20 protein-coding genes are annotated in these 24,411 nt (G+C 41.6%); 5 read left to right on the forward strand and 15 right to left on the reverse strand.

Features of this window, described 5'->3' with window-relative positions; translation table 11 throughout:
* Positions 1–6: 6 nt before the first annotated feature.
* The 9 genes from nuoI to EL244_RS11110 form a co-directional block, all read right to left on the reverse strand.
* Complete coding sequence (gene nuoI, locus EL244_RS11070; protein ID WP_006815530.1) at positions 7–549, reverse strand: NADH-quinone oxidoreductase subunit NuoI; 543 nt, start codon at positions 547–549, stop codon at positions 7–9.
* A 14-nt stretch (positions 550–563) separates the two neighbouring features.
* A complete protein-coding gene (nuoH, locus tag EL244_RS11075; RefSeq protein WP_039855361.1) occupies positions 564–1,541 on the reverse strand; it encodes an NADH-quinone oxidoreductase subunit NuoH in 978 nt (325 codons plus the stop codon).
* Positions 1,541–4,264: an NADH-quinone oxidoreductase subunit NuoG gene (nuoG, locus tag EL244_RS11080; protein ID WP_126460940.1), complete on the reverse strand. Its 2,724-nt coding sequence runs from the start codon at positions 4,262–4,264 to the stop codon at positions 1,541–1,543. Before nuoG ends, nuoH begins: the two co-directional genes overlap by 1 nt.
* A 97-nt stretch (positions 4,265–4,361) precedes the next feature.
* Positions 4,362–5,723 (reverse strand): NADH-quinone oxidoreductase subunit NuoF, encoded by a 1,362-nt coding sequence (nuoF, locus tag EL244_RS11085; RefSeq protein ID WP_006815533.1) that lies wholly within the window; start codon positions 5,721–5,723, stop codon positions 4,362–4,364.
* On the reverse strand, positions 5,720–6,259 hold the full coding sequence (gene nuoE, locus EL244_RS11090) for an NADH-quinone oxidoreductase subunit NuoE (RefSeq protein WP_006815534.1): 540 nt from the start codon (positions 6,257–6,259) through the stop codon (positions 5,720–5,722). Before nuoE ends, nuoF begins: the two co-directional genes overlap by 4 nt.
* 2 nt (positions 6,260–6,261) lie before the next feature.
* Positions 6,262–8,064, reverse strand: a complete 1,803-nt coding sequence (gene nuoC, locus EL244_RS11095) for an NADH-quinone oxidoreductase subunit C/D (RefSeq protein WP_006815535.1) — start codon at positions 8,062–8,064, stop codon at positions 6,262–6,264.
* 74 nt (positions 8,065–8,138) lie between these two features.
* Positions 8,139–8,813 carry a NuoB/complex I 20 kDa subunit family protein gene (locus tag EL244_RS11100; RefSeq protein WP_006815536.1) on the reverse strand — a complete coding sequence of 225 codons (675 nt, stop codon included), beginning with the start codon at positions 8,811–8,813 and terminating at the stop codon, positions 8,139–8,141.
* An 18-nt stretch (positions 8,814–8,831) separates the two neighbouring features.
* Positions 8,832–9,275, reverse strand: a complete 444-nt coding sequence (locus EL244_RS11105) for an NADH-quinone oxidoreductase subunit A (RefSeq protein WP_006815537.1) — start codon at positions 9,273–9,275, stop codon at positions 8,832–8,834.
* 988 nt (positions 9,276–10,263) lie between these two features.
* Positions 10,264–11,181 (reverse strand): LysR family transcriptional regulator, encoded by a 918-nt coding sequence (locus EL244_RS11110; protein WP_039855364.1) that lies wholly within the window; start codon positions 11,179–11,181, stop codon positions 10,264–10,266.
* Between the two features lie 773 nt (positions 11,182–11,954).
* On the opposite strand from EL244_RS11110, the gene EL244_RS11115 reads away from it, so the two are divergent.
* Together EL244_RS11115 and yfbR are read left to right on the forward strand one after the other, a co-directional pair.
* A complete protein-coding gene (locus EL244_RS11115; protein WP_006815540.1) occupies positions 11,955–13,169 on the forward strand; it encodes a pyridoxal phosphate-dependent aminotransferase in 1,215 nt (404 codons plus the stop codon).
* Between the two features lie 479 nt (positions 13,170–13,648).
* A complete protein-coding gene (yfbR, locus tag EL244_RS11120) occupies positions 13,649–14,230 on the forward strand; it encodes a 5'-deoxynucleotidase (protein WP_126460943.1) in 582 nt (193 codons plus the stop codon).
* Between the two features lie 42 nt (positions 14,231–14,272).
* Here the strand turns inward: yfbR and EL244_RS18035 are convergent, their stop codons facing one another.
* The 6 genes from EL244_RS18035 to yfbV form a co-directional block, all read right to left on the reverse strand.
* Positions 14,273–14,692: a hypothetical protein gene (locus EL244_RS18035; RefSeq protein ID WP_006815542.1), complete on the reverse strand. Its 420-nt coding sequence runs from the start codon at positions 14,690–14,692 to the stop codon at positions 14,273–14,275.
* 25 nt (positions 14,693–14,717) lie between these two features.
* Positions 14,718–15,092 carry a hypothetical protein gene (locus tag EL244_RS11130; RefSeq protein WP_126460946.1) on the reverse strand — a complete coding sequence of 125 codons (375 nt, stop codon included), beginning with the start codon at positions 15,090–15,092 and terminating at the stop codon, positions 14,718–14,720.
* A 166-nt stretch (positions 15,093–15,258) separates the two neighbouring features.
* Positions 15,259–17,088, reverse strand: a complete 1,830-nt coding sequence (locus EL244_RS11135; RefSeq protein ID WP_039855365.1) for an SLC13 family permease — start codon at positions 17,086–17,088, stop codon at positions 15,259–15,261.
* Positions 17,089–17,172: 84 nt separating this feature from the next.
* Positions 17,173–17,850, reverse strand: coding sequence for a sugar phosphatase (locus EL244_RS11140; protein WP_039855497.1), 678 nt, complete (start codon positions 17,848–17,850; stop codon positions 17,173–17,175).
* Between the two features lie 166 nt (positions 17,851–18,016).
* On the reverse strand, positions 18,017–18,511 hold the full coding sequence (locus EL244_RS11145; RefSeq protein ID WP_006815546.1) for a YfbU family protein: 495 nt from the start codon (positions 18,509–18,511) through the stop codon (positions 18,017–18,019).
* A gap of 161 nt (positions 18,512–18,672) precedes the next feature.
* Positions 18,673–19,128: a terminus macrodomain insulation protein YfbV gene (gene yfbV, locus EL244_RS11150; RefSeq protein ID WP_039855366.1), complete on the reverse strand. Its 456-nt coding sequence runs from the start codon at positions 19,126–19,128 to the stop codon at positions 18,673–18,675.
* 596 nt (positions 19,129–19,724) lie between these two features.
* Between yfbV and ackA the strand changes: the two genes are divergently transcribed.
* From ackA to EL244_RS11165, 3 genes are all read left to right on the forward strand, one after another.
* Positions 19,725–20,927 (forward strand): acetate kinase, encoded by a 1,203-nt coding sequence (gene ackA / locus EL244_RS11155; RefSeq protein ID WP_006815548.1) that lies wholly within the window; start codon positions 19,725–19,727, stop codon positions 20,925–20,927.
* 79 nt (positions 20,928–21,006) lie between these two features.
* Complete coding sequence (gene pta / locus EL244_RS11160) at positions 21,007–23,136, forward strand: phosphate acetyltransferase (protein WP_154600492.1); 2,130 nt, start codon at positions 21,007–21,009, stop codon at positions 23,134–23,136.
* Positions 23,137–23,274: 138 nt separating this feature from the next.
* On the forward strand, positions 23,275–24,411 hold the full coding sequence (locus EL244_RS11165) for a hypothetical protein (RefSeq protein WP_126460949.1): 1,137 nt from the start codon (positions 23,275–23,277) through the stop codon (positions 24,409–24,411).

A 24,411-nucleotide genomic window follows, 5' to 3' on the forward strand; every position in this document is an offset into this window, starting at 1 on the left:
CGCTCCTTACGGCAACAGGTCTTTGACGTTAATCGGTTTCGCTTCGTTATCCGCTTCACCTTTGTCTTTACCTGAAATCGCCATACCCGATTTACGGTAAAAGTTATAATCAGGATATTTACCTGGACCTGAAATTAGTAGGTCATTTTTCTCGTAAACCAGATCCTGACGTCGCCAATCTGCCATTTCAAAGTCTGGGGTTAATTGGATTGCCGTTGTTGGGCAAGCTTCTTCACACAGACCACAGAAAATACAGCGAGAGAAGTTAACGCGGAAAAACTCTGGGTACCAACGTCCGTCTTCATGCTCAGCCTTTTGCAGCGAGATGCAGCCCACTGGGCAAGCAACCGCACATAAGTTACACGCAACACAACGCTCTTCACCGTCAGGATCGCGCGTTAGCACGATACGCCCACGATAACGAGGAGGCAGATAAACTGGCTCTTCCGGGTACATTTGCGTTTCTCGTTTGTCGAACGCATGTAGACCCACCATCCAAATACTGCGTACTTGGGTGGCGAAACCGACCAATAACTCTTTTAATGTCATGGTTCAATCACCCCTTACTGAGCGTTGTATAAAATCACTGCTGCGGTACCCAGCAGGTTAAGCAGTGTCAGCGGCAGACAAATTTTCCAACCGAAAGACATTACTTGGTCATAACGTGGACGCGGTAAAGAAGCACGGATCAAGATGAACATCATCATGAAGAATGCTGTTTTAATCGCAAACCACAGGAATGCAGGCAAGAACGGACCATGCCAGCCACCAAAGAACAGCGTCACAATCAGTGCAGACACCGTCACGATACCGATATACTCACCCACGAAAAACAGACCGAATTTCATACCGGAATATTCAACGTGATAACCATCGGCAATTTCTTGTTCAGCTTCTGGTTGGTCAAATGGATGACGGTGACACACCGCAACACCCGCTATCGCAAAGGTAATGAAGCCAAAGAATTGTGGAATCACGTTCCACATGCCTGCTTGAGAGTTCACGATATCAATTAAATTAAATGAGCCTGCTTGCGCGACGACGCCCATTAATGACAAACCTAAGAACACTTCATAGCTAACGGTTTGAGCTGATGCACGCATCGCACCCAATAATGAGTATTTGTTGTTACTTGACCAACCCGCAAATAGAACCGCATACACGGCTAAACCAGCCATCATCAGGAAGAATAAAATGCCGATATTCAGGTCAGCAACGTGCCATGTCGGACTGACAGGAACAATTGCAAAGGCCAAAAACAGTGAACAAAATGCAATAACCGGTGCAAGAGTAAAAATTTTCTTGTCCGCGAACTGAGGGATCCAGTCCTCTTTAAACAGCATTTTGAACATGTCGGCAATCAGTTGTCCCATCCCGAATGGACCCACTCGGTTTGGACCATAACGATTCTGGAATAGACCGAGAATTCGGCGCTCTCCCAAACTCATGTATGCCCCACAGGTCACGACAACCAGTAAGATAACAACAGACTTGAGGATGGAAATTATCACTTCCATCACCGCTGGAGAAATCCAATCCATCATGCTCCCCTCCGCAGATTATTCACAGTCACCCCAGCCATCACTGGTGCAATTCCCGGCATACCTAGTGGTAAACCGATTTGACCTGTTGCAAGGTGATTACTGATACGTACGGTCAGGCTCAATGTTTGTCCTGCATGACTAAATTCAGCTTTCACACCAGCATTCAGACCAAGTGCTGCTGCATCTTGTGCATTCAACATGATGTAAGGCTCAGGCATACGCTGCTGGATCACATCAGAACGCTGCGAGGTTTCATCACTGCCAAACAGATGGTAATACGGAGCAACAACCCACTGAGCTTCAGTGCCTTGGTAAGCCGCTGGGATCCCAGTAAAGTACGCTAATTTACCTTCAGTCGAGTTGAATAACCGCACGCCTGGATCACCAAACAGCAAGTGACCACCGACTTCTGCTTGGAATTTATTCCAAGCTTGTGGGGAGTTCCAACCCGGCGCCCATGCAAATGGAATTTGCTGACGAGGTGCAGTTGGCGAGTTATTCCCTTCCATTGAGAACGCAAATGGCGAGTCAATATCTTGTGGTTGGCGTGGCTCATGCACCGTTTTATTCGCTAACATCGATGTACGGCCACTGTAGCGATGTGGTTCACGCGCTAACTTCTGACCACGAATGCGGAAAGAGGCTTTTGGTGCCGTATTTTTGATGCCTGCAAATTGTGGCATTGCAGTGACACATTCTTCGATAACATGGTCTAACTGAGACCAGTCCGCATCACGCTGCTGAGCTTCAGTTTGCAGAGAGTGCATCCAGCGCCAGCTTTCGTTCATCACGATATTGTTATCGTAGTAAGTTGGGTCAAAGACCTGGAAGAAGCGTTGTGCACGACCTTCTTGGTTAATCAGCGTACCATCCGCCTCAGCAAAACTTGCTGCTGGCAGAACTAAAGTCGCTTTATCCATGATGTCAGTGTGTTGATGGTCAGCCACAATCAACTGTTTCAATTTGCTGAGTGCGCTATTCACTGCATTCACAGTGCTGTGACGGTATAGATCATTTTCCATCACAATCGCCACATCCGCTTCATTAGCTTCAATACGCGCAAACGCATTCTCGAGCGGCTGAGCACTCATCATGGCTAAACCAAAGCTATTCGCGTGGGATGCTAGATAAGACAGACCAACGTTGGATCCCTTCGCTTTCAGCGCGAATGCGACGTTAGCTGCGGCTTCAATCATTGCATCACTCGCACTGTGGCTACCGCTGATAATCAGTGGTTTCTTAGCACTTGCTAATGCTTGAGCGATAGTTTCCACTTTTGCTTTCAGACCTGCGGGTAAATCATTTACCGCTGGCGCTTCGCCATTGATCATATTGGCAATCGCAAAACCTAAGCGAGCTTGGTCAGCAACTGGTGCTCGGTAGTTAAATGCCGCCACGTCGTCTAAGCGAGTATCATCCACATTCGTAATAAACAGTGGATATTTCGCATGCTGGCCGATATTTTGGATTGCCGCAATTTGCCAGTCAGCGACTTTCTGTGCTGCTGCCATTTCGCGAGCTTTACCTTTCACCGCTTGGCGAACAGATAGCGCCATACGGGCACCTGTCTGAGTTAAATCTTCACCCAGTACTAATACCGCATCGTAGCCTTCAACTTCACGCAATGTCGGGGTATAAATTCCGCCATTTTGCAGAATGTTTTGCATCAAGCCTAAGCGACGCTGCTCATCCGCAGAAATGCCAGAGTAGAAGTTTTCTGCACCGACTAAAGCTCGTAATGCATAGTTACTTTCGATACTGGCGCGAGGTGAACCGATACCAATCACTTTTTTCGCTTGATTGATAATTTGCGCACCACATTGCATCGCTTCAATCGCAGAAATAACTTGCTGCACACCCTCTTTATTTAACAGTGCTTGGCGAGGTCTATCTTTACGGTTGACGTAGCCATAACCAAAGCGACCACGGTCACACAGGAAATAGTGGTTTACGGAACCGTTATAGCGGTTTTCAATGCGACGTAGTTCACCATAACGTTCACCTGGGCTGGTGTTACAACCGATACTGCATTGCTGGCAGATACCCGGTGCAAATTGCATATCCCATTTACGGTTATAGCGTTCTGAGTGAGTTTTATCAGTGAATACCCCTGTTGGACATACTTCAACGAGGTTTCCAGAAAATTCGCTTTCCAGAGTACCGTCTTCTGTACGGCCAAAGTACACATAGTTATGGGCGCCATAGACACCTAAGTCTGTGCCATCCGCATAATCTTTGTAATAACGAACACAGCGGTAACACGCGATGCAACGGTTCATTTCATGACTAATGAACGGTCCAAGGTCTTGGTTAATGTGTGTACGTTTTGTAAAACGATACTTACGCATGGTATGACCGGTCATCACCGTCATATCTTGTAAGTGGCAGTTACCACCTTCTTCACAGACTGGGCAGTCATGTGGATGGTTAGTCATCAGCCATTCAACAACACTTTCACGGAACTGTTTGGCTTCTTCATCATCGATGGAGATGTAAGTTCCTTCCGTTGCCGGTGTCATACAAGACATCACGAGGCGACCACGAGTGTCATCCGCGTTTTGATACTGCTTCACCGCACACTGGCGGCAAGCGCCAACGCTTCCCAGCGCCGGATGCCAGCAAAAATAAGGAATATCTAGCCCCAGCGATAAGCAGGCTTGTAACAGGTTTTCAGACCCGTTTACGTCATATTCTTTGCCGTCTACATATATCGTAGCCATAGTCAGCATGCTTCCCAAAGGCCCGCGTTAGCAGGCGTTAATCATAAATACGTTCTTCGTCAAAAATTCGTTTAGCGGTTGCTCAATCGCTAAATGCTTACCAACGCTGCTTTAACAGGTTTGGCTGGATACCTGCAATCTGCACAATATTGCGCAGATCTTTTTTCGAGATACCCGCTTCGAATTCTTTACGGAAATATTTGATAGCACTTTGCAGTGGCTCAACCGCACCTGGTGCATGAGCACAGAAAGTTTTACCCGGACCTAAGAAACGACAAAGTTGTTCTAGGGTTTCAATATCCCCTTCTTGTCCTTCGCCTTTTTCCAGTGCCTGTAAAATTTTCACACTCCACGGCAACCCATCACGACACGGAGTACACCAACCGCAAGATTCGCGTGCGAAAAATGTTTCTAAGTTGCGCACTAACGACACCATATTGATTTCGTTATCCACTGCCATCGCCAGTGCAGTCCCTAGACGGCTACCTGCTTTTGCAATATTTTCGAAATCCATTGGTAAATCAAGGTGGTCATTGGTCAGGAAATCAGTACCCGCGCCTCCCGGTTGCCATGCTTTAAGTTTCAGTCCATCACGCATACCTCCAGCGTAATCCTCTAAAACTTCACGGGCAGTCGTACCGAATGGCAGCTCCCATAAACCTGGGTTTTTAACGCGGCCAGAGAAGCCCATTAGCTTAGTACCGGCATCTTTGCTCTTACCGGCGCTTAAATCGATATACCACTGATCTCCGTGCTCTAAAATCGCAGGCACGTTACAGATAGTTTCGACGTTATTAACGCAAGTTGGTTTACCCCATGCTCCTGATGTTGCAGGGAATGGCGGCTTAGAGCGTGGATTCGCGCGACGACCTTCAAGGGAGTTAATCAGGGCTGTTTCTTCACCACAGATATAGCGACCCGCACCGGTATGGACAAACAGTTCAAAATCGAAACCTGAACCGAGAATGTTTTTACCTAATAGACCTGCTGCTTTCGCTTCTTCAATGGCGCGACGTAAATGCTTTGCGGCCTCAATGTATTCACCACGTAGGAAAATATAACCACGGTAAGCTTTTAATGCATAAGCGCCGATAATCATACCTTCAACTAATAAGTGAGGCAGCTCTTCCATCAGTAAACGGTCTTTATATGTGCCCGGTTCCATTTCATCCGCATTACATAAGAAGTAACGCAGTTTCATGTTTTCGTCTTTTGGCATCAGGCTCCATTTCAGACCCGTAGAGAACCCTGCACCACCGCGACCTTTCAGTCCAGCATCTTTAACAAGGTTGACTACTTCATCTGGCGCCATGCCTTTTAATGCACGTTCAACACCTTTGTATCCGTTTTTGCTGCGATACTCATCCAACCATACAGGTTGACCGTCATCACGCAAACGCCATGTTAGCGGATGTGTTTCAGCAGTTCGGATCACGGGTTTAACGGAGGAGTTTGTCATGGATACTGCTCCAGTAGCTTTTGAATATTTTCAGGCTGTACATGTGTGTGAGTGTCTTCATCGATCATCATCGATGGACCTTTATCACAGTTGCCTAAGCAACAGGTTGGCAGTAGCGTAAAACGACCATCTTCTGTTGTTTGACCTGGGCGAATATTCAGCTGTTTAATAATTTCAGCTTCTAAGCCTTGGTAGCCCGTAATGTGGCAAACAACACTGTCACAATAGCGAATAATATGACGACCAACCGGTTGACGGAAAATTTGGCTATAGAATGTTGCGACCCCTTCGACATCACTTGCAGGGATCCCTAAAACTTCAGCGATAGCGTGAATAGCGCCATCTTCTACCCAGCCACGGTTTTTTTGCACAATTTTCAGCGCTTCAATTGACGCTGCGCGTGCATCCTCATAGTGGTGTTTTTCACCTTCAATTTCAGCACGCTCTTCATCTGTTAGGATAAAGCCGTGATTCAATTGCGGTTCAAAGACATTAACCACATTGAGTTGACTGTTGTTATCATGTTCATTATGCATGGTTAGCGATCCACATCCGACATTACAAAATCAATACTACCCAGATAGACAATCAAGTCAGAAACCAAGCTGCCTCTAATCACCGCCGGAATTTGCTGTAAATGCTCATAACTCGGGGTGCGAATACGGGTACGGTAGCTCATTGTGCTGCCATCACTCGTTAAGTAGTAGCTGTTGATTCCTTTAGTTGCTTCAACCATCTGGAATGATTCATTTGCTGGCATTACTGGTCCCCAAGACACTTGCAAGAAGTGGTTGATCAGGGTTTCGATATGCTGCAATGTCCGCTCTTTTGGTGGCGGCGTGGTCAGTGGATGATCCGCTTTAAATGGACCTTCTGGCATATTCTTCAAGCATTGCTCAAGAATACGGATACTCTGACGCATCTCTTCCACTTTGATCATCACACGGTCATAACAGTCACCGTTATGGGCAATTGGGATATCGAACTCAAAGTTTTCATAACCTGAATAAGGACGCGCTTTACGTACGTCAAAATCAACACCCGTTGCACGTAGACCAGCCCCCGTTACACCCCAAGCTAATGCTTCTTCTTTGGTGTATGAAGCCACTCCAATAGAACGACCTTTTAAGATGGAGTTTTTCAACGCTGACGTCACATAGGACTCTAAGCGTTTAGGTAACCAATCTAATAATTCACGCAGCAATTTATCCCAACCACGAGGGAGGTCATGAGCAACACCACCGATGCGGAACCAAGCTGGGTGCATACGGAAACCGGTGATCGCTTCGACGACGTTGTACACTTTTTGTCTATCAGTAAATGCAAAGAACACCGGCGTCATCGCACCAACGTCTTGAATATAGGTACTGATGTACAAAAGGTGACTATTGATACGGAATAGTTCAGACATCATCACGCGGATGGTTTTCACGCGATCAGGCACTTCAATACCCGCCAGTTTTTCAACAGCTAGGATATAAGGCATTTCGTTCACACAACCACCGAGATACTCGATACGGTCAGTGTAAGGAATAAAACTATGCCATGACTGACGTTCACCCATTTTTTCAGCACCACGATGGTGGTAACCAATATCAGGAACGCAGTTGATAATTTCTTCACCATCGAGCTGCAACACGATGCGGAATGCACCGTGGGAAGATGGATGGTTTGGACCCAAGTTCAGGAACATGAAATCTTCGTTTTCATTCCCTCGTGACATGCCCCACTCTTCTGGTTTGAAAGTCAACGCTTCCATTTCCAGATCCTGCTTCTGCTTCGTCAGCACAAACGGGTCAAATTCGGTAGCGCGTGCTGGGTAATCTTTACGCAGCGGATGACCTTCCCAATTTGGTGACATGAGAAGACGGCGCAGATTCGGATGACCTTGGAAGGTGATACCGAACATGTCCCAGACTTCGCGTTCATGCCAGTTAGCATTTGGGAATAAAGAAACTATCGATGGTACATTTAAGTCGTTCTCATTGAGAGCAACTTTCAGCATGATATCGCGGTTTCGGTCAATAGAAATGAGATGGTAGAACACACTAAAGTCGGCTTCTGGCAGACCTTGGCGATGAATACGTTGGCGTTCATCGACCCCGTGTAAATCGAACAACATCACATAAGGTTTTGGTAGTTTCTTTAAGAAATCTACAACTTCCAGCAGCTGCTCACGACGCACCCAAATAACTGGCATGCCAGTACGGGTTGCTTGAACAGAAAAGGCATCCGGGCCAAATTGATTGCGCAGTTCCAGAAGCACAGGGTCATTAATGTGATCCTGCGTCTGCCATTCTGGCTGGGTACTACTCGCTTGCGCTCTCTGATCTGTCATCATTCTTCACCATAACGCTTGATCAGGTTTATTATTTCGCAACAACATTGCTCTGTTACGCTGAATGGCTTAAAGCCTTAAATTTCGTCTGGGGTTCGCAGATTAGTTACTGCGATACGTTCACCGTGTTTTCTTTCTCTTTCTGACTGCATATTTGCACGATAAACACCCTGATCACCCACGACCCAAGAGAGTGGACGACGCTCTTTGCCGATGGATTCTTGTAACAGAAGGAGAGCCTGCATATAGGCTTCAGGGCGTGGTGGGCAGCCTGGAATGTACACATCCACGGGAATAAATTTATCGACACCTTGTACAACAGAATAGATATCGTACATACCACCAGAGTTAGCACATGACCCCATGGAGATAACCCATTTCGGTTCTAGCATTTGGTCATAAAGACGCTGGATAACAGGTGCCATTTTGGTGAAACAGGTTCCTGCAACAACCATAAAGTCGGCTTGACGAGGTGAAGCACGCAGTACTTCCGCACCAAAGCGGGCTACGTCATGAACAGACGTGAACGATGTCACCATTTCTACATAGCAACATGAAAGACCAAAGTTATAGGGCCATAGGGAGTTTTTGCGTCCCCAGTTGACCACATCGTGAAGTGCATGAGAAAGTTTGCCCATGTAAACACTGTTTTCAACTTGCTGCTCTAGGGGATCAGTCACGATTTCCTGAGTTTGCAGTGGGTAACGGTCGTTCTCACCGTTCGGATCTATGCGGGTGAGCGTATAATCCATTGTATAATGCCTCGCTTTTTACTGCGGATGACGATTGCTGATTTTAATAACTTTACTAGGACCTTTAACTGCTCGACGTGAACGGACTGGAGTCCAATCCAATGCACCAACGCGAACCAGATAAAATAATCCCGCCAACAATACAAAGATAAAAATAGCGGCTTCGATGAAACCAACCCATCCAGCTTCACGAATGGCAACAGACCATGCGAATAGGAACATAGCTTCAACATCGAAGATGACGAAAAACATCGCAACCAAGTAGAACTTGGCGGACATACGAAGACGAGCACTACCGACAGAGTCAATACCTGACTCATAGGGAACGTGTTTGGCTCTGGCTTTGGCGCGGCTACCCAAGAAATGACCTGCGGTCAACATGAAAGCGCAAAGACCAATAGCGCCGATAAAGAATATAGCAAAGCCCCAGTTATGGGCTAACTCTAGGATTGATGTAGACATACTCGTTGCTTACTCATTACTTATGGTGCGTCACTGCTCTTTTTTACAACACGGCAGCATTGCACCACAATTGCCCAGTTAATAGAGAAGAAAGACCAACATTGATCTTCAAACTAAAAGATCACCAAACTAAAATCAGTCCAGTAGACTGGCGTTTGGTTTGTCCTCTCTCACTACATGTTATTTTGCTCAAATGAGACAAAATGACCCGTATTTATTACAAACATTTTACATACAAAAAACATTAGAATAACAGAAAGTACTCATTGTCTGCTAAAACGTGTCAGTTTGACTATACACAAATAAACACGCTGACTAGTCTAACTGATTATTCGTTTTTACTACACTATTATCTCAGGAAAAACCTGTCTTAACAGATGAAAAAATGTGCTTTTTATTTGATCTAACGCACAGATTTATTGAAAATATACTCAATTTGTTTACATGGTAAGCGAATTTAATTTAAGCATCTGTAACGATTTTTTATTCAAATACCTAACTAACTCACTGACTACTCAACGCTATTTTATCAATTTAGTAAAAAAATATTGTTAACAGCATAACAAATCATTAACTAACTAACGAAATTCGTGTTATGCCATCTACATCACAATTATTTCATGCTCTTACGCGTTAATCCATACTTATTAAGTGGGCATTCCGTGTATTTTATCACCGAATAGAAAGAAACATTGTTCACTTTCATATACACAAGGTTTTAAGTTAAATATTTTCCATTAAAAAATGATGTCACTTCCGTTAAACCTTTTGGTTAGTAAGGGGAATTATCATTGAGAAACTCTCGCTAAAATTCAGTATGGTCACGTGAATGAAAAAGATAATAAGAAGGAGAAAAAATGCCAACACCTAGAATGATAAATAAAAACGGCTGAGTCAGAATTAACTGGACTCAGCCGGATGATATTTTTATGCTTACTTGCACCTACCACTGATAAAAAACCTATTTTATCGGTAGGCTTAGTTAAGTTTATTGGTCATTACTCTCAGTTGGTTCTGCTGCTGGAGCTACCGCGTAAGGGATTTTTTTATTTTCAATCGCATTAAATACGGTTAAAACGAAATCTTTTTGTTCATCCGCATTTTTGTATAACCAATACTGAATATCTGGAAGACGAGGTAAACCATCCGCCTCACTTAAAATGCGTAAATCTGCATTTTGCATTTCCATTGGGCGAGCCGTGACACCAACTTCTGCATTCACTGCCGCACGAACAGCCGGTAATGAGGCTGCTTCATACGCCACATGCCATGCTAACCCTGCTTCATCTAATGCTTGAGTACATAATTTACGGTACGGGTTTGTCTCATCCATCACCACTAATGGGATTGGCTCATTACGGCGCAACTGGAAATCGGGTGCGCTATGCCATAAAACAGGCACAGTTCTTAATGCTGTTTTAGGGTGATGAGTAATACGCGTGGTTGTTAGTGCTAAATCGATTTCATGGTTGTCCAACATGGACTCAATGTATTGGGCGCGTTTAATGCGGACTTCTACCGCAATACGTGGATACACGGAGGCGATACGATTAAGCAAAAATGGCAGTAAGATATCAACTGTATCATCAGATGCACCGATTCTTAGCTCACCGTCTGCGTCGTTATAGGTTAAAGAGGCAGTCGCATCATCGTTTGCACGCAAGATTTGACGCGCATAACCAAGTAGTTGCAAACCATGAGCCGTGAGTAATTTATTACGACCATGGCGCGCAAATAACTCGCGACCGACTAATTGCTCTAAACGTTGCATTTGCTGACTAACCGCAGATTGGGTTCTACATACAGCCGCTGCGGCTGCAGCAAAGGTATTTAGATCCGCCACTGCGACAAATGTACGTAGTAAATCAAGATCTAGATTCATTATGGGACGATTTGAATTTATCATCGTTCATTCTCTTATATAATTTTATGGTACCTGGTGTTTCTGCTCTCCTCCGTGAGAATCAGCGAGTTTTATAGAAAACTTAATTTCAGCATCTCTAATCCTTAGATCTGCTGGTCACAACTCTGGTAATACTAAAATTATCTATATCTCTATGATAATTAAATAAATCAATTTTTACTCACTAACGTTAATTATGCATTTTTAGTTAAGGAACTAAATTATCACCCGTCTGTTGAGTAAGGCTAAATAGTAGCATATTTAATGTAGTTGCAATTATTTTAATGTAAGCACTTTGTGTAACATATGATGTAAAATAACAATTTTATTAATTATCAATACTCTAAATATTAAAATACTATTTTCATTAAGAATATTCTCATTAAAACAATCAATATCGCTAACAAAAAAAGCTAAAAACCAATCTAAAAGCCTCAATCAATGGTTAAATTTATTTCTAGATTCATGATTTAAGATCCTATGTTACAAGGCGATACAATTTTGCGATGTTTGTCATTTAGTTGTATTTCCGGCCCCCTAACTCCAAAACAACGTCAATTGACAGAATTAAATTCCAACTTAATATTAAAAACCAAAACCTTTATCTAACTTATTTTATATTTTAAGATAGCATATAACTCATTTATGTCTAAACCAACCTTTTACACCAAAAATTATCTAGCATCTTCAAAAGCTTCCGAGGGAGGAGTAGAGTAAGGTAATAATGCCGGAACATCCCTATCATACAGTTAGCCCGCTAGGGTAATGAGAGAATCATGAATAACATAACAAAATCCAATAAGCTCGATAATGTCTGCTATGACATTCGTGGGCCAGTTTTAAAAGAAGCTAAACGCTTAGAAGAAGAAGGAAACAAAGTTCTCAAACTGAATATTGGTAACCCGGCACCGTTTGGCTTTGAAGCCCCAGATGAAATCCTCGTTGATGTTCTACGTAATTTGCCAAGCTCTCAAGGTTACTGCGACTCAAAAGGCTTATATTCTGCACGTAAAGCCATTGTCCAACATTACCAAGCCCGTGATATCCATGATATGACGGTTGAAGATGTTTATATCGGAAATGGGGTATCTGAATTAATCGTACAAGCGATGCAAGCGTTATTAAATAATGGCGATGAAATGCTGGTTCCAGCACCAGACTATCCATTATGGACAGCAGCAGTGTCCCTGTCAGGTGGGAATGCGGTTCACTATATGTGTGATGAGCAGCAAGGTTGGATGCCTGATCTTGACGATATTCGTAAAAAAATCAGCCCACGTACACGTGGTATTGTCATCATCAACCCAAACAACCCAACGGGAGCGGTGTACAGTAAAGAGTTATTGATGGAAATCGTCGAGATTGCCCGTCAGCATAGCCTGATTATTTTTGCCGATGAAATTTACGACAAAATTTTATATGACGATGCACAGCATCATTCAATCGCCGCATTAGCCCCAGATTTATTGACGGTCACATTTAACGGCCTATCAAAAACCTATCGTGTTGCAGGCTTTCGCCAAGGTTGGATGGTCTTAAATGGTCCGAAGAAGCATGCTAAAGGTTATATTGAAGGGTTAGAAATGCTGGCATCAATGCGTTTATGCGCTAACGTTCCAATGCAACATGCAATCCAAACAGCATTGGGGGGTTACCAGAGTATCAGTGAATTTATCCAACCAGGTGGTCGATTGTATGAGCAGCGTAACCGAGCATGGGAACTGATTAATCAAATTCCAGGAGTCTCTTGTGTTAAACCACAAGGCGCACTCTATATGTTCCCGAAAATTGATATTAAGCGTTTCAATATTCACGATGACCAAAAAATGATCCTCGACCTGCTACTACAAGAGAAAGTACTGTTAGTGCAAGGAACTGCATTTAACTGGCCACACCCAGATCATTTCCGTATCGTTACCTTGCCTTATGCTGATGATTTAGAAATGGCAATAAACAAATTTGGTCGCTTTTTAGAAAATTATCGCCAATAGTTTTCTACGTTAGCTAACCAATAAAAATAGCCCATAATGGGCTATTTTTATATTTATAACTAAAAATAAAACATCTAAATAAGAGAGTCTTTATTAGATAATTAAATAATAGAAATAAAATAAACCGCGGCTAAGAAAAATAGAACTAAAATTATTGGAAAATATTTCATTTCATCCTCAATATTATTTTCAATTAAATATTACCTTGATTGTAATGATTTAAATAAACCATTCAAATATTAATTACAATAAAATATAAAAATACAATTAAGACAATCTTAATATGAGCATCTTTATTTGTATATTTTTTAGCTGGAAAAGTAATTTTATTATTAAATCCTCTTTATTCTGATTGAAGATTATTTTTATCTTTGTCTTAACTAACAACCCATTAGAGAATAAATTCTATTATTCTGATATCTCTTTCGTTGTAATAGCGCTATAATTTTGTAGATTAATTCATCATTAATGAGGGTCTTATGAGTTACTTTTTTGCCCATCTCGCTAGAATGAAACTCATTCATCGCTGGCCTCTGATGCGTAACGTCCGTACAGAAAATGTGTCTGAGCATAGCCTACAAGTTGCTATGGTTGCCCACGCTCTAGCTATCATCAAAAATCGTAAATTTGGTGGAAACGTTAATCCAGAAAAAATTGCCTTATTTGCTATGTACCACGATGCAAGCGAGGTTATTACTGGTGATTTACCAACGCCAATAAAATACCATAATCAGCAAATTGCTCATGAGTACAAAAAAATCGAGAAATTTGCTCAGCAAAAACTGTTAGATATGTTGCCTGAAGAGCTCCAAGAAGACTTTAAAGCATTATTAGTGGAGGATTTGCAAAGTGATGAGGACCATTTCATTGTTAAACAAGCAGATACACTTTGCGCCTATCTGAAATGTTTAGAAGAGCTTTCAGCCGGAAATAGCGAGTTTACATCAGCTAAGAAGCGTCTAGAAGAAATGTTGAAAAAAAGAAATAGCCCAGAAATGGAATATTTTATGGAAATTTTTGTTCCCAGTTTTAAACTCTCTTTAGATGAAATCAGTAATTAACTCGAAGGTGGGCGCTATTATCCCCACCTTTTGCTATAAACTCTAACTCTCTTCAATCAACTTAGTACTACAACCTGATGATGATGAAAAGGCAACATACAAGGTTTTCGCCTCACCATTAACGCCTAATATTACCTTTCCACGATCTTCTTCCTTGATTGAACAATAGAAATTTTTCTTTGTTGCATATGTTTTACCGCTTATTGTTTCTAATTTAATAAACCAATAGTCAAACGAATTAGGCAAACCTAATTCATATTTAAACGAAAATATATTCTCAGATATTGATTTATTAGGTAAATTATTAAAAAATTTTTCATCAATAAGTCTACTTTCACTTCCTTTATGGGTAAGTCCTGAAACATAATGTAGTACATAAATATACTTTAACTCTTCACCAAAGAAATTTTCGATTGTTGCCTTACCATTATAGTAACGTACTATATCTGTATTATTTACCATAACGCTCCCCTCTATAATCTTCGTATTAATATAGATTCAAGTTTGTTTTACAATCTGATGATGATGGGAAATTGACGTACATTGTCTTTTCTTCGCCATTCATACCTATAGTGACCTGCCCATGATCCTCTTCACTTATGGAACAATAAAAATTATCTTTTGTTCTATATTTTTTCCCTGATAATGTTTCAATTTCCATGTACCAATAGTCTTTTGGCGAACCAATTCCTAATTGATATTGAAATATCAATGCATCCTTATAAATAGCACCATCAGGCATATCAAAGTGCGTTCTGACTTTCGTCAAAAATCCTGTATGCGATAAATACACGCGCTTGAGATGTTCACCCCAGTAATTTTCGAGTGTAACAAACCCTGTTTTGGGTAATGTAATATTCATAATATCTCCGATATATAAAATTAATTAATTTACGGAAATAGACTACAAATTTTTCCTTAAAATAAAAATAACCATAATTAGCAGTATCTTTTTATTTTAATACTGTTAATTATGGTTATTAATTTTCATGATGTAATAGGCTCTACGTGTTAGAGCCTATTACTGTTCAAAAAGGGAATAAAACAGGGATCACGGCTACGCTAATGATCATAACAATAATGGTGAATGGAACCCCCATTTTCAAAAAATCTGAGAATTTATAACCGCCAGGCCCCAATACTAACGTATTTACAGGGGAAGATACGGGGGTCATAAATGCCGCGGAAGCCGCAATACCAATAACCATGGCGAACGGTAACGGAGAAACATCCATTTGACGAGCAGCGGCTATCGCGATGGGGGCCATTAAAACAGCCGTTGCGGTGTTAGATATAAATAGCCCAATGGTGGCACACAGAATAAATAAGCAAAGTAGCATCACATGTGGCCCTAATCCCCCAGCAACTTTCATTAATGCATCAACGGCAAGGGCTATCCCCCCAGTTTCTTGTAGTGCGATAGCAAACGGCATCATCCCCACAATTAAAATAATGCTCGGCCAGTGAATCGATTTATACGCGCTTTCCATATCGATACAGCGGAATTTTCCCATCAATAAACATGCTATCAATGCGGCAATAAAATTAGGAATTTCATTAGTCACCATCATCGCCACCATCAATGCCAAACAGAACAGAGCATGTGGGGCTTGTGAGGATGCAGGTGCAACCGCTTCAACTTCAGCAGCTAAATTCAATACAATAAAGTTACGGGGTTTAGTAGAGAGCACGCGGATCAGTTTCCAGTCACCTATGACCAGTAATATGTCGCCTAAACGCAATGATTCATCCACCAGCTTACCATCTAGTGCCTTACCATCTCGACGGATACCCACCACGTTTAACCCATACCGGGTACGGAATTTAATCTCTTTTAGGCTTTTGCCAAGTAACTCCGAGTCCGGATTCATGGAAACCTCGGCCATGCCCACATCACGGGATTGATCTGAGAAATAATCACCACGGAGGATCATCGGTTCGAGAAGCTGTTCACTGCAAAACTTACGTAATTCATCATCGCTAACGGAGATATCAACTAATAATACATCACGCTCCCGTAATTCAGTTCCCCCGGTAGCACTTACCATCACACGGCGAAATTTACGCCAGCGCTCAATCCCCACTACGTTCGCGCCATAACGGGAACGTAAATGAAGTTCATCTAAAGTGTGTCCAATTAGTGATGAGCCTTTACGGATTGCTAAACGACGCGCACGACCCGCTAACTTATAATCACGGATCAAATCTCGGAAACTCCGTTGATACTTTACTGGCTGTTTATCCGGTTCATTGCTACCTAACCAACGACGCGTCACCCACATATAACCGATCCCAGCAAATAAAATTAAAATACCAATCGGTGTAATTGAGAAGAATTGAAAGCTCGGTAAACCTTCACGGACTAATTCGCTGTTGACTACCATATTCGGCGGAGTTGCAACCAGTGTCATCATGCCACTAATCAACCCCGCAAAACCGAGGGGCATCATTAAGCGACTTGGTGAGGTTTTCATACGAGCAGCGACACTTAAGACGACGGGGATAAAGATAGCCACGACGCCTGTTGAGCTCATAAAGGCACCAAGCCCAGCAACAGTTAGCATCAGGAAAACTAACATTTTGCTTTCACTGCTGCCTGCCACTCGGACAAGCCAGTCACCCATTTGATAAGCGATTCCGGTACGAACAAGACCATCACCAATAACAAATAGAGCAGCAATCAATAAGACGTTTGGATCAGCAAAGCCCGCTGTTGCCTGTTGTAAAGTCAATGTGTCGCTCAACACAAATGCGACAATAACTAACAGGGCAACCACATCCATGCGAACTTTGTTGGTGGTGAATAAAACAATTGCGATCAATAGGAGGGTTAGTACCCACAGCAATTCTCCGTTCAAAATATCCCCTTTCGACGAAAAAAAACAGGCTAAAGATTTTGCTTAGTTAACCATGTTTTACGGAGAATTTCTTTGATTAGATCGCTATTCGCTGTTTTTTGACATTAAAAGTTCAAAATACCCATCATTGTCAGGTCCCGTAACAGAAATTTGCTCTAATGAACTAATAATTATGTCAATTTCACTTCTACGTGGCATGCCTTCTGGTGCATGCACTGCCACAACTTGGCAACCTGCGCTAAGTGCAGAATGGATCCCTGCGGGAGCATCTTCAAAGGCAATGCAATCTTTTGGTGAAAGTGCGAGGCTCAGCGCACCGAGTTGGAAAGGCTCTGGATCCGGTTTTCCTTTCGACACTTTTTCAAATGTGACCCAGTGTTTAGGCTCTGGTAAACCTGCTGCTACTTGTCGTCCATGGGCAATAGGGACAGTTCCTGACGTTACAATAGCCCAAGGTGCACCAATCTGATTTAATCGGGAAAGGAGTTCAATAGCACCGGGTAAAGCTACAACCCCCTCAGTATCTTCGCTTTCCAGTTTCTCTAACCAACGAAAATGGGTTTGTAGCTCCTCTTCATTTGCATCTGGAAGAAAATGGCGCAAAGTTGTCATTGCGGGTTTCCCATGGATAAAATCGATGATTTCTTGTTTGTTAGCACCGATCCTATCACCAAAGAGGCACCAACTACGTTCAACGACCGCTAATGAATCAGCCAGCGTTCCATCAAGATCAAATAAAAAACCTTTTGCTTTTAGCTTCACATCGATTCCTTTTTTCATTTGTCCAATACCTATATCACACTCTATTTTCTCATCAATACTTTAGATCACTCTGAATCACAAGCAAAAAACTCGGGAGTATAATCGTTATACTCCCGAGTCAAAGAATTCATAATAATACGACTGTAACCCAAAGAACGATGGAAAATTATGCGTTTAAAATCTGGGAAATTTCTACCGCTGAAAGGTGGTATTGTCGTGGGCATGATTGCCAAATTTTCAGCATTCTCAAATATTTATCCCACATAGGTGTTTGTGAATTAAACCCATGAGTTCCACAATCAAAATGAGTATAACGCCCTTCTGTATTTACCATAAAACGAACATAACTGAGATAGCGAGCTTCTGTCGCAGCGTCAAAACCTAAAAATTGGACACGACGAGCATCGACACCATGTTTATCTTCCATATTGCCGTAAGAAACTTGCAATGCATGGTACATTTCCATGATTTCAATAACAGTACGACATGTTTGTTCACTGAGCTCACTGAAATCTCGGTCTAATTCACGCATTTGTAAACCAAACCCACGTTCAATAATGGTTTGCAGACGACGATAACGCTCCGCATTATCAGGATCTAGCATCGTCATCATTTTATATTGATTTGATAAGATTAAGCGTTCAGCATTGGTCATTTCCATTACAGCTCTCCGTAGATAATTTTAGGTAATCTTCGCATTCAACAGGAATCATGCACAGATAAAATGCCACTTTTATTGATCTAGACCGGCTTTTTATATTACTTGTTGTTAATCCAAACTTTTTACTGATTTTAGTGGGCAGTAGAAGCCTAATCTGAAAATTAAAGATCTTCCATAAACGTGTTATCTAGCTGTTTAAACGCTTTCCTCAACAGTTCAGCTAACGCCATATAGTCCGGCTGCTGTTCCACTGGTGCCACCGCAATACCTGCCGCAGTAAACTTATCTCGAATTTCATAGAACCAGCTTAATAGCCCTGCGGGTAATGGTGTTGATGCGCGCTTTCCCAACCACCATAAACCTTGCATTGGTAAGCTACAGGCAAATAATGCAGTTGCGATGGCGGGACCCAGTTGTCCCCCAAGGGCGATTTGCCACGCGAGAGTGAATATAGCAATCGGCGGCATAAATCGAATACCGAAACGAATAGCTTTATTAATACGCAGCTCTGGAAATAGTGGCGTCAGCTTTTTTTCCATAGGAAACACTTTCAGATAATGGTTACCCAATCTGAAGCGCTTAAAAAATCCCGGGGGTGTATTTTGCATTGTGCTCATCAATAACTTCCTACTGCTATAATCAAAATATTATCAATTTATTCTTAGCTTACGCCAAACTGATTGTGAACGCACACTCAGAATCCGAATAATCTTTTTTCAAATCTTGCTTAACTCAAGCCGGCTTCAGTAAAACCCGCTATGCTCATGTTATTCTCACAAATATCTAACTTATCGCTATAACTGCACTTTATAGGGCATTTATGATTTTAATCAACCAAAGACCCCATTTCTAAAAAAAACGTATAAAATATAAAATAATTTTAGTAGAATCGACCGTATTTAGAATTCCTGTTGACCTATGTGACTTAATAGTTCTCTTTGTTAAGTAATCAACAGTGATATATTGGGGTTTTGATCGTTATTTCAACACCAAGCCGTTAATTTATTTTTTACAGTTAATTAACAGCATTACACAACGTTAGCTTCATAAAACCCTGTAAAATTGCCGATCCATGCAATTTTTTACGTTAATCATGATATCCATCATGAATGACTCAGTAACAAATGCGCTAGGCTCTAGCTAATTAACTTTTACATTTGAGTCTTTTAGTTTAAAAAAGGCTTCACAACAACAATTAACGATAGGTATTTCCATGTCAAGTAAGCTGGTACTGGTTTTAAACTGCGGTAGCTCCTCACTGAAATTTGCAATCATCGATCCGACTAATGGGGATGAATTTCTATCAGGTTTAGCTGAATGTTTTAATTTGCCTGAAGCCCGCATCAAGTGGAAAATGGATGGCGCGAAAAAGGAAGCTCCTTTAGGTGCAGGTGCTGCGCATAGCGAAGCATTAAACTTTATTGTTAATACTATTCTTGCTGAGAAGCCTGAACTTTCAGCGCAAATTACTTCTATTGGTCATCGTATTGTTCATGGTGGCGAGAAATTTACCTCTTCTGTTGTCATTGATGACGAAGTTATTGCGGGTATCAAAGCAGCAATCCCATTTGCACCATTACATAACCCTGCTCACCTGATTGGTATTGAAGAGGCAAGAAAATCTTTCCCTCATCTGATTACTAAAAACGTTGCGGTATTTGATACTGCCTTCCATCAGACAATGCCACAAGAAGCTTATCTGTATGCTCTGCCATACGAACTGTATTCAGAACACAGTATCCGTCGCTACGGCGCACACGGCACTAGCCACTACTATGTTTCTCGCGAAGCAGCCAAAAGGCTTAACAAACCTGTTGATGAACTGAATGTTATCACTTGCCATTTAGGTAATGGAGGTTCAGTATCTGCTATCGTTAATGGTAAATGTGTTGATACTTCAATGGGTTTAACTCCATTAGAAGGTTTAGTAATGGGAACTCGTAGCGGTGATATCGACCCTGCAATTATTTTCCATTTGCATGATTCATTAGGCATGAGCGTTGATCAAATCAACAAAATGCTGACAAAAGAGTCTGGCTTACTGGGCTTAACTGGCGTGACTAGCGACTGTCGCTATGTGGAAGACAACTATGGTACGAAAGAAGATGCAACTCGTGCAATGGATGTATTCTGCCACCGTCTTGCAAAATATGTGGGTGCTTACAGTGCGCTGATGGAAGGTCGTCTTGACGCTATCATCTTTACTGGCGGTATCGGTGAAAACTCCGCTCAAGTTCGTGAAATTACATTGAAGAAACTGGCTATTCTTGGTTTCGAATATGACCACGAACGTAACTTAGCGGCACGCTTTGGTAAAGAAGGTGTTATCACCACCGATAACAGCCGCCCAGCATTAGTTATCCCAACCAATGAAGAGTTGGTGATTGCTCAAGATGCTGCACGTTTAACAGCATAAAAACTTTTGCCGCCAGCTTTATGCTGGCGGTACTGCTTTAGAGTAACCAAAAAACGAGGTTCCCGTGTCCCGTACAATTATGTTAATTCCTACAGGCACCAGCGTTGGTTTAACCAGCGTCAGCTTGGGTGTCGTCCGCTCGATGGAACAAAAAGGTGTCCAACTGAGCGTGTTTAAACCAATCGCACAACCACGCGTTTCTGGTAATAAAGATCAAACTACTGAAGTTTTACGCTCTCATTCAAGCATTACGACCATTGTTGAGCCATTAACAATGGAGTATGTAGAATCCCTGCTAACCTCTTCTAAAAAAGACGTTCTGATGGAAGAGATTGTGGCTCGTTACCATGAGCACACTAAAAATGCAGAAGTTATTCTAATTGAAGGCTTAGTTCCAACTCGCAAACACTCTTTTGCTCAATCACTCAACTATGAAATTGCCAAGACTCTTGGCGCTGAAATTGTCTTTGTTACCGCACCAGGTAATAGTTCAATTCAGCAAATGCAAGAGCGTTTGGAATTGGTTCGTAATGAGTTCGGTGGACAGCGCAACGAAAGCATCATTGGGGTTATCGTTAATAAAGTTAACGCGCCTGTTGATGATCAAGGCCGTACTCGCCCTGACCTATCTGAAATCTTTGATGATTCAACCAAAGCGTCTATCGCGAATATCGATACGAATGCGCTCAATGGATTAAATCTGCCTGTATTAGCAGCCATCCCTTGGAACTTTGACCTGATTGCTACTCGAGCAATCGATATGGCAAAACACTTAAATGCAGAAGTGATTAACGAAGGTGAAATCAATACTCGCCGCGTTAAATCCGTCACTTTCTGTGCGCGCAGTATTCCACATATGCTGGAACATTTCCGTCCAGGTTCATTGTTAGTGACTTCAGCTGACCGCCCGGATGTCTTAGTTTCTGCATCACTTGCAGCCATGAATGGCGTAGAAATTGGTGCCATCTTATTAACTGGCGGCTACCACATTGATGCTCCGATTCATAAACTGTGTGAACAAGCATTCGAAACTGGCTTGCCAGTATTTATGGTTAAAAGCAACACATGGCAGACTTCCCTGAATCTGCAAAGTTTCAGCCTTGAAGTGCCAGCTGATGACCATGAGCGTATTGAAAAAATTCAAAACTATGTGGCTCGCCATATTAGCAGCGATTGGATTGAATCTCTGGTTGCGGATTCTGAGCGTCCAAACCGTCTGTCACCACCAGCATTCCGTTATCAGTTAACAGAACTGGCACGTAAAGCAGGCAAGCGTATTGTTCTGCCAGAAGGTGATGAGCCACGTACTGTTAAAGCAGCATCAATCTGTGCTGAACGTGGTATCGCGACTTGTGTTCTTTTAGGTAATCCTGAAGATATCCGTCGTGTTGCTGAGTCTCAAGGTGTCGAATTGGGTGCTGGTATTGAAATTGTTGACCCAATTAAAGTTCGTGAAGAGTATGTTGCTCGTTTAGTTGAACTGCGTAAAAGCAAAGGTATGACCGAAGTGGTTGCTCGCGAACAACTAGAAGATAACGTGGTTCTCGGCACGCTGATGCTAGAGAAAGGTGAAGTTGACGGCTTGGTTTCTGGGGCGGTTCACACCACAGCAAATACTATTCGTCCACCGCTACAGTTAATTAAAACTGCACCGGGTAGCTCATTAGTATCTTCTGTGTTCTTTATGCTGCTACCAGAACAAGTATTTGTTTATGGTGACTGCGCAATCAACCCAGACCCGACAGCAGAGCAACTATCTGAAATCGCTATTCAATCTGCAGATTCAGCAAAAGCTTTCGGTATTGAGCCTCGCGTTGCAATGATCTCTTACTCTACAGGTAACTCCGGTGCGGGTAGTGATGTTGAAAAAGTGCGTGAAGCGACTCGCTTAGCACAAGAAAAACGCCCAGACTTGATGATCGACGGTCCATTACAGTACGATGCTGCAGTAATGGCTGATGTGGCTAAATCTAAAGCACCAAATTCACCTGTTGCAGGTAAAGCTACGGTATTCATCTTCCCAGACTTGAATACCGGTAACACCACTTATAAAGCGGTACAACGTTCTGCGGACTTGGTCTCTATCGGTCCAATGCTACAAGGTATGCGTAAACCCGTTAACGACTTATCCCGTGGCGCACTGGTAGACGATATTGTTTATACTGTTGCGTTAACTGCTATCCAAGCGGCACAAAACGAAAACGCTTAATTTTTGTTATTAAGCATTACGCTAAAAGGTCAATCAGGAAACTGGTTGACCTTTATTTTTCATCGCTATATGAAAGCGTATTTTCTATCATTGAATATCATTACCCTCATATAATTATCTATTAATATAAGAGCCTGTATGTTTAATTCGATAAAAGTGAATGAAAAATTCGATCAATATAAAATTATTAAACACTATAAAAATACAATAAAAAATGAATTTTCAAGAAAAGTAATTGGTATTGATAATATGAAAAAACTTGAGGGTGGGCTTTGCTATGGACTAACTCATCTATTCTTGCGTTATGCTCACGCTAATTATGAAAGAACCTTCGTCACCGAATTTTATCGTGAAGTCAAACTAGCTAAAAATAAAAAAAACCTTACAAACAAAAATAATTCATTTATAAACAAATTATTTCATTCCGCATCAAAAATACAATTACTCAGTGATAAAATTATCAATATCCATAACACAAGATGTGACTTTAGCTATCCGCTACAAACTCATAATGAAACTATTGAAAATTATTTAATACGTATACTTAAAATAAATATAATTCAATCTTCATCTCATAAACTGTCTAACACAGATTCATTAAGGTTTTGCGAATTAACAATGCAACTCTACTTTTACACTTATTTTCCAAACCTTAGAAAAAATTTATTGAAAGATAAAATGCCGTTTGAAATTGAGTGTATTAAGGAACACTCAAAACAAGTTAAACAAAAGTGTTCTAATCACTATCAAAATAATTTATCAGCTAATAGCATTGAATCCTTTTTTAAATTATCCGAATGTTTTCAAACTAGTTTACTAAAAAAAAATTTAGAGAATAAAAATAAAAAATATGGAATTTTTTATGAACCATACCGATCCGCAAAAAAAACATCAGAATATAGTTACAATGAAAAAATGACACTAACGCAATTCAAACAAAAAATTGACTTACGTTTAAAAAGGAAACAGGACACCATCAGTGATTTTTCGTCACAATTCCATGCGATGGGAATTGCTATCAAACATCTAGATGGTATTCCCATATTTGAATTTTTTGAACCCAATAAAGGGTTAGTCATTACAACTGAAAAAGAAAAATTTTTCCGAGTATTAGATAAAGTGTCTAATACTTATACTTTTTTAAAAAATAAATCTGGAGAAAAGGTTATTGATGCCAATATATCTTACGCCGACAAGCTCCATCAATACCCTCTATCCGATAAGATCAAAGAACCCAAGCTCACTAATCACAAAAACACAAAAGGACTACTTTAG

Origin of the sequence: Providencia rustigianii (genome assembly GCF_900637755.1) — a bacterium.
Taxonomy (GTDB): Bacteria; Pseudomonadota; Gammaproteobacteria; order Enterobacterales; family Enterobacteriaceae; genus Providencia; species Providencia rustigianii.

Coding starts and splice junctions, on each gene's coding strand:
- nuoI (WP_006815530.1), bottom strand. CDS start 549: ATGACATTAAAAGAGTTATTGGTCGGTTTCGCCACCCAAGTACGCAGT.
- nuoH (WP_039855361.1), bottom strand. CDS start 1,541: ATGGATTGGATTTCTCCAGCGGTGATGGAAGTGATAATTTCCATCCTC.
- nuoG (WP_126460940.1), bottom strand. CDS start 4,264: ATGGCTACGATATATGTAGACGGCAAAGAATATGACGTAAACGGGTCT.
- nuoF (WP_006815533.1), bottom strand. CDS start 5,723: ATGACAAACTCCTCCGTTAAACCCGTGATCCGAACTGCTGAAACACAT.
- nuoE (WP_006815534.1), bottom strand. CDS start 6,259: ATGCATAATGAACATGATAACAACAGTCAACTCAATGTGGTTAATGTC.
- nuoC (WP_006815535.1), bottom strand. CDS start 8,064: ATGATGACAGATCAGAGAGCGCAAGCGAGTAGTACCCAGCCAGAATGG.
- EL244_RS11100 (WP_006815536.1), bottom strand. CDS start 8,813: ATGGATTATACGCTCACCCGCATAGATCCGAACGGTGAGAACGACCGT.
- EL244_RS11105 (WP_006815537.1), bottom strand. CDS start 9,275: ATGTCTACATCAATCCTAGAGTTAGCCCATAACTGGGGCTTTGCTATA.
- EL244_RS11110 (WP_039855364.1), bottom strand. CDS start 11,181: ATGATAAATTCAAATCGTCCCATAATGAATCTAGATCTTGATTTACTA.
- EL244_RS11115 (WP_006815540.1), top strand. CDS start 11,955: ATGAATAACATAACAAAATCCAATAAGCTCGATAATGTCTGCTATGAC.
- yfbR (WP_126460943.1), top strand. CDS start 13,649: ATGAGTTACTTTTTTGCCCATCTCGCTAGAATGAAACTCATTCATCGC.
- EL244_RS18035 (WP_006815542.1), bottom strand. CDS start 14,692: ATGGTAAATAATACAGATATAGTACGTTACTATAATGGTAAGGCAACA.
- EL244_RS11130 (WP_126460946.1), bottom strand. CDS start 15,092: ATGAATATTACATTACCCAAAACAGGGTTTGTTACACTCGAAAATTAC.
- EL244_RS11145 (WP_006815546.1), bottom strand. CDS start 18,511: ATGGAAATGACCAATGCTGAACGCTTAATCTTATCAAATCAATATAAA.
- yfbV (WP_039855366.1), bottom strand. CDS start 19,128: ATGAGCACAATGCAAAATACACCCCCGGGATTTTTTAAGCGCTTCAGA.
- ackA (WP_006815548.1), top strand. CDS start 19,725: ATGTCAAGTAAGCTGGTACTGGTTTTAAACTGCGGTAGCTCCTCACTG.
- pta (WP_154600492.1), top strand. CDS start 21,007: ATGTTAATTCCTACAGGCACCAGCGTTGGTTTAACCAGCGTCAGCTTG.
- EL244_RS11165 (WP_126460949.1), top strand. CDS start 23,275: ATGTTTAATTCGATAAAAGTGAATGAAAAATTCGATCAATATAAAATT.